Origin of the sequence: Rhodococcus sp. NPDC057014 (assembly GCF_042673295.1) — a bacterium.
In the GTDB taxonomy this organism is placed as follows: domain Bacteria; phylum Actinomycetota; class Actinomycetes; order Mycobacteriales; family Mycobacteriaceae; genus Rhodococcus_F.
This window is the reverse complement of sequence record NZ_JBHUSF010000433.1, coordinates 1-6063: the sequence shown is the minus strand read 5'-3', so window position 1 is coordinate 6063 and position 6063 is coordinate 1. Positions and strand designations below refer to the sequence as shown.

General features: G+C 67.1%; 6 protein-coding genes. 4 read left to right on the top strand and 2 right to left on the bottom strand.

What is annotated here, in order from left to right; genetic code table 11:
• The 3 genes from ACFTZB_RS41945 to ACFTZB_RS41935 all read left to right on the top strand — a co-directional run.
• On the top strand, positions 1-313 hold a 313-nt coding region (locus ACFTZB_RS41945), incomplete at its 5' end, for a hypothetical protein (protein WP_378441305.1).
• A 4-nt stretch (positions 314-317) separates the two neighbouring features.
• Positions 318-2267 (top strand): hypothetical protein, encoded by a 1950-nt coding sequence (locus tag ACFTZB_RS41940; RefSeq protein ID WP_378441303.1) that lies wholly within the window; start codon positions 318-320, stop codon positions 2265-2267.
• The gene (locus ACFTZB_RS41935; RefSeq protein WP_378441301.1) at positions 2267-3064 is read left to right on the top strand and encodes a hypothetical protein; all 798 of its coding nucleotides are present in this window, start codon (positions 2267-2269) and stop codon (positions 3062-3064) included. The genes ACFTZB_RS41940 and ACFTZB_RS41935 overlap by 1 nt, the downstream gene beginning before the upstream one ends.
• A 150-nt stretch (positions 3065-3214) precedes the next feature.
• Here ACFTZB_RS41935 and ACFTZB_RS41930 read toward each other — a convergent pair whose 3' ends face one another.
• Together ACFTZB_RS41930 and ACFTZB_RS41925 are read right to left on the bottom strand one after the other, a co-directional pair.
• Positions 3215-3619, bottom strand: coding sequence for a universal stress protein (locus ACFTZB_RS41930; RefSeq protein ID WP_378441299.1), 405 nt, complete (start codon positions 3617-3619; stop codon positions 3215-3217).
• A gap of 14 nt (positions 3620-3633) precedes the next feature.
• A complete protein-coding gene (locus tag ACFTZB_RS41925; RefSeq protein ID WP_378441297.1) occupies positions 3634-5046 on the bottom strand; it encodes a CitMHS family transporter in 1413 nt (470 codons plus the stop codon).
• Positions 5047-5133: 87 nt separating this feature from the next.
• Between ACFTZB_RS41925 and ACFTZB_RS41920 the strand changes: the two genes are divergently transcribed.
• Entirely contained in the window at positions 5134-5832 is a 699-nt protein-coding gene (locus ACFTZB_RS41920; protein WP_378441295.1) for a GntR family transcriptional regulator, read from the top strand.
• The last annotated feature ends 231 nt before the right edge of the window (positions 5833-6063 follow it).

The following is a 6063-nucleotide window of genomic DNA, read 5'->3' as shown; positions in this document are numbered from 1 at the left end:
ACGCGAAGGCAACCCTGCGGGGCCGAACGCGGGACGCCGAACGTCGAAGCCACGCACCGATGCCCGAACCTCGGGTGGTCCCGTCGCCGCGGCGCACACCGAGGAGTTGACGTCGAAGCTCGAGCCCCGCAGGGGTCCGGTGAAGGTGCAGCTCAATACGTGGGTGTTGGCGTCGACGGAGGCCCGGTTGAAGTGGCTGGTGAACAACCGAGGGTTCACGGTCACCAGCGTCGTGGACGTGGCCCTGCAGGAGTTGCTCGACCGCTACGACGTCCCGCCGGCCGATCCCGATGGCCGGATCCGGGAGCAGTGAACCGATGAGTCGTCCGTGGGAGCAGATTGCCCTGTTCGACCTGCACCAGCCCCCTGCGCCGGATCCTGCTCCCGCCGATGCCGCCGAGGTCGACGCGGAGGACACCGCCGCGGAAGAATCGCCGGCATCGACCGCTGAGGCGGAACCGGCGGAATCGCCGACATCCACCGTTGCCGCGGAACCGGCGGAATCGCCGACATCCACCGTTGCCGCGGAACCGGCGGAATCGCCGACGCCGACCGTTGCCGCGGAACCGACGCCCGTGCCGGAGACCGAGTCGACGGCAACACTGAGCCGACCGATGTGGGAGTCACTACCGGTCGGCGTGGAGGCGGATGAACACGCGGTGATCGTGACCGCCGACGGGACGTACACCCCGTCGGGGCGGGAGTTGACCGGTCCGGTCGATTCGGTGGAGAAGCTCGACAAACTGGTGCGCTGGGCGGCCCTGAAACCGTTGGGTACGCCGCCGCAGGTGTGGATCGTGGGCCAGGGCGCGTGCGAAGCGTTGGGGTGGGTGATCGACCCGGGCGACGAGGACGACTTCAAGGACATGGAGGTGCTGCGCACCCGCGCCGCCGCCGACCTGACCGCGGTCCTGCAGGCCACCCTGACGCCGATGCTGAACGCGGGCTGGGAGTTACGCGGCGATCCGGGGCACGTGGTGCACCTGTCCCGGACGATCGGCAAGTTCACCTCGATGGTCGATGTGGTGCTCGAGCCCTACGTGTGGACCTATTGGAACAAGGACTTCAGCTGGAACAACCGGGTCGGGGAGATGGGGATCCTCGGCTCACCCACGGCGGGAACGTATCTCCCGGACGAGGATTTGCCGGCGGCGCGGGAGTTGGGGCGCCGGTTGGCGTGGTGTGCGAAACACCTCGGGGTGCTCCCGGGGCCGACACCGGCGCGGACCGGGGCGGCGATCGTCGACAAGATCAAGCGGGAACGCACCCGGTCGGGCAAGGGCCTGGTGGTGGCGACCGCGGGCCCGGTGCCGCCGCTGGACGGTGCCCGGCGCGGGGACCTCGAACCCGCGGCCGGGTGGACCCGAATGCCCGACGCACAGGACCTGGAGGGGGCGTGCCGGTTGGTGTCCATCGACCAACGCGCCGCCTATTTGGCGTCGGCGGGGATGCTGGAGTTCGGGTACGGGCAACCCACCCATCTGACCGGCGGGGCCGCTGCCGCGGCGGCGGTGGGGGAGAAGGGGGCCCCGTTCGGGCTGTGGCGGATCACCCTCCCGGCGGCGCAGACGTTGTCGCTGCCCGAGAAGCTGCCCCTGCCGCACCCGCACATGCTCACCGATCAGCCGGTGCAGACCTGGGTCACCACGGTCAGCCTGGACGGGTTGTGCTCCCCGGTGGCGGAGGGGGGGATCGGCGCCGACCTCGACGACCTGGATGTCACGGAGGCGTGGGTGTTTCCGCAGCAGGGCCGGGTGCTGGACAAGTGGGCGAAAATCTTGCGGGAGGCCCGGAAGGTGTCGGTGGACACCGGGGATGCGGCGACGAAATTGTTCGTCGGGTCCTGCTACAAGGGGTACATCGGGCGGATGGTGAACCCGGACATGTGGACCGCGACCCGGATGGCCCATCATCACCAACCGGTGTGGCGGGCGGCGATCATCGCGCACTGCCGGTGGCGCGGGCGGCGGGTGGCGATGCGGATCGCCCGCGAACACGGCCGGTGGCCGGTCCGGACGGTCACCGACTCCTGGGTGTATTTGCTCGCAGACGGGGAGGACCTCGCGGATGAGAGTGCGGCGTTGGGGAAGATGTCGGTGGAGAAGGACACACCCCTCACCGGCACACTCCGGTCCGCGTTGGCGTCGGCGGAGGATGTGCATGAGGTGAAACTGACGATCACTGCGGCGTTCGCCGACGACGACTTCGCCGACGACGACTTCGAAGCCGATGACGAGAACACCGACGACGGGGAGGGGGTGCTCTGATGGCCCTGCATCTTCCGCGGCCGCGCACCACGAAGCTGCCGCAGCAGGCGGTCGGTCTGGACGGCCTCAAGGTGTCGGTCTCCGACGCCGCGACCAGCGGTGTCGAAAAATCCAAGCAGGTCAAGAGTGGGGGTTTGGCCGGGCTGACCAGCAAAGTGTCGGTCACACAACTGCGGAAGGAACTCGGGAATGAGGGGTTGCGGCAGGCGGCGATCGATGCCGGCCGCACCCCGCCGTCGGCGCGTACGTTGCGCCGGTGGGCCCAGCAGGGCCGCATCCCGCATGCGGATGTGCTCGAGCGGGCCCAACGCCGGGCGGCGATCGAACGATTGGGTGGTGTCGAGGCGGTGGCCGCGATGATCGGGCGGTCCCGCTCCGCGGTGTCTCGGTACCGGTCGGGGGAGACGAACGAGTTGCGGGCCGATGCGAGCAAGAAACTGAAAACCGTGAAGGCGCAGGACATCATGAAAAGGGCCGGGGTGTTGCGGCCGGACGGCACCCCGAAACGGGCGGTGATCCGGGTCAGGGGCGGTGTGATGGTGCGTAACGGGGCCGACGAGGGCTACGACTACCGGGTCCGGACCCTGGATTTCGCGAACTCGGACACCCCGTTCAGCGGCGATGAGTCCCGGGAGCTCGCGGCCGCGTTGGCCAATGACGATCATGCCCGGGTCGTCGCACTCCTGGAGCGGCACGCCACCCTCGATTACCCGGAGAACAAGGGCTTCGACAGGTACAGCGACCAGTTCGGGTTCCACTTCGACCACATCGACTCCGTTCACATCGACTGGATCTAACAGTCCACCGGGTACCTCGACTGAGCGAAGATGTAGCCCACATGAACTGTGGGAGTGACACGGTGCCTTCACAAGCGGGCGTACGCGGTTTCGGTGGGTGAGATCGCGTGATGCGTTCTCACCCACCGTGGCCGGGGAACTGGTTGTTGGCTAGGCGGGTTCCTTGACGCCCACCACCGGGCAGGGCGCGTCGAGCAGGATGCGCTGAGTGTGACTGCCGAGCAGCAGCTTCATCGCCGCGGATCGACGGCGCAATCCGAGTGCGACGAGGTCGGCGCCGGTATCGGTGGCCAGGGTGACGACCTGGTCCGCGAGATCGTTTTCGGCGGAGTGCAGTTCGTACTTCACGCCGGCATCCTGTAGCCGCTGGCGCGCCTGCGCGGCGAGTGCCGGGGAGGTGTAGTTGGGACTGGCCGGTGAATCTGCACCGCCGGCCATCACGATGTGCACCGTCACCGCCGCGGGGTCGTCGGCGAACTTTCCGGCGGTGTCGAGCGTCCAGTCCAGGGCACTGTGGCTTTCCGGGCGATCGGTGAGCAAGACGACGAAGTTCATGGCGGGATTCCGTCCTATCCGGGATATGCGGCGAAGAGGATGCCGACGACGAGCATGACCAAACCGACCAGGGAAGCGCGCCAGATCGCCTTCTTCTGGTGGTCACCGAGTTCCACCTTGGCCAGGCCTACCAGCAGCAGGAACGAGGCGACCAGGGGGCTGGAGGTGTGCAGGGGCTGTCCGATGATCGCGGCGCGGGCCATCTCCTCGGGGGCGATGCCGTAGTGCGAGGCCGTCTCGTTGAGCACTGGGAGCACACCGAAGAAGAAGGCGTCGTTGCTCATGAAGAACGTCAGCGGCAGGCTCAACAGGCCGGCGACGATGGCCAGGTGCGGGCCGAAACTGGTCGGGATGATCTCGACGAGCCACTGGGCCATGGCCTCGACCATTCCGGTTCCCGACAGCACCCCGGTGAGCACCGACGCGGCGAAGACCAGCGCCACCACCGACACCACGCTCGACGCGTGCGACTTGAGCTGATCGGCCTGCTCCGACACCCGGGGGAAATTGATGATCAACGCGATACCGACGCCGAGCATCAGGATCACCGGCGGCGCGAGAGTGCCGAGCACGAGCAGCGTCATCACCGCGGCGGTCAACGCGAAGTTGATCCACACCAGCTTAGGGCGGGCCTTCGGCCTCTCGAGGTGATCACCGATCTCGGGCAGTTCCGCGAAGTCGGAGACGTCGTCGCCACCAGTGGCCGGGCGTGCCGGTCCACTCGCGGTGTTGTCGGAGCCTGGGGTCTTACCCGCGCCACCAGACGATCCCACCAGGGCCGCTTCCTCCACCGATTCGGAGTCGAGGGTGAGCAGACCGACCCGCTTGCGTTCGCTGCGACCGAGGAAGTACGCGAGCACCAGCACCGCCACAAGGCCAGCCGCGATCGACGGAATCATCGGGACGAAGATGTCGATCGGCGAGACATTCAGCGCGGCCGCCGCCCGGGCGGTCGACCCACCCCACGGCACGGTGTTCAGCACACCGTTCGCGGTCGCCGCGACCACGGTCAGCACGACCGGGCTCATCCGCAGTTTGAGATAGATCGGCAGGAACGCCGAGGTCACGATGATGAACGTGGTGGAGCCATCCCCATCCAGTGACACGATCGACGTCAACAAGGCCGTACCGACGACCAGTTTCATCGGGTCGTTGCGAACGAACTTGAGGATCAGCCGGATCAGCGGGTCGAACAACCCGACGTCGATCATGATCCCGAAGAAGGTGATCGCGAAGAACAGCAACGCGGCCGTGGGGGCGAGCTTGAGCAGCGCCTCCATGATCATGTCACTGAAACCCATTCCCGCACCGGCGAAAAGGGCGAACACGGTCGGTACGACGATAAGGGCCGCGACCGGAGTGATGCGCTTGCTCATGATCAGGTACATGAATACCGCGATCATCGAGAAGCCGAGTATGACAAGCATCGGACTTCCTCCGTTGTAGTGGTGTACATCACTGTATACCGTATGGAGCGCCATAGCGAGTCCCATGTTGTTCGTTATGATGCACACATGGCGGCCGACAACAAGAGCGAGCAGGTATACGCGCAGCTCAGAGAGAGCATCCTCGACGGGACCTTGCGTCCCGGAGAGTCCCTCAGCGTGATCAGCATCGGCGAGCGCTTCTCCGCTTCACGCACTCCGGTGCGTCGCGCGCTGGTGCAACTCGAGGCCGAAGGGCTGGTCTCGCTCGTCGACCGGCAAGGGGTCCGCGTCGCGCCGATCTCCATTCAGGGGGTGCGGGACCTGTTCGAGCTGCGGATGTTGCTCGAAGCGGCAGCAGTACGGATGGTCGCCGACACCATCGACTCGGTTCCCGCGGCACGACAGGCCTTCACGGAGATCCTCGACGGACTCGACCCTCTCGCGGACCAGGCGCCGTCCGACCAGCGACGGGACCGGTTCTACGAGCTCGCCGAGGCATTCGACCAGGCCGTCATCGCGCACACCCGCAACGAGCACCTCGCCCGCTCCATCGCCGAGTTACGCCCCCACAGCGCCCGACTGCGCATAATCGCGCACTCACGCCCCCAGCGCCTCGACACCTCCCTCGCCGAGCACCGGACCATGTGCCGGGCAATCCTCGCCGGCGAGGGTGACGCCGCGGCCAACGCATGCACTGGTCACCTCGCCGAAACCCAGCGCACGATCCTCGATGCCGTCATCAATCCCGTCGGATCGGGCGTGCCCGTCCAGCTGATCACTGCCTGACCGACCAGGTCGGGCCGGATCGCCCACGGCGCAGCACCGGCAGTCTGACCACGGCGCGGGGCCCGGAATCCGTCCGGGGGCGCGAGTTCGACGGCCTCCTCGGCGTCAGCGCGCTGGCTACTCCACCGTCGTCTGTTCTTATGCCACCGGCCTCATGAGTTCGGGCGATCACCTCGTCCTTGCGCCGGCTCTCGTCCGTTCCCATTCCGGATAAGAAGGCAGCGTGCCGCC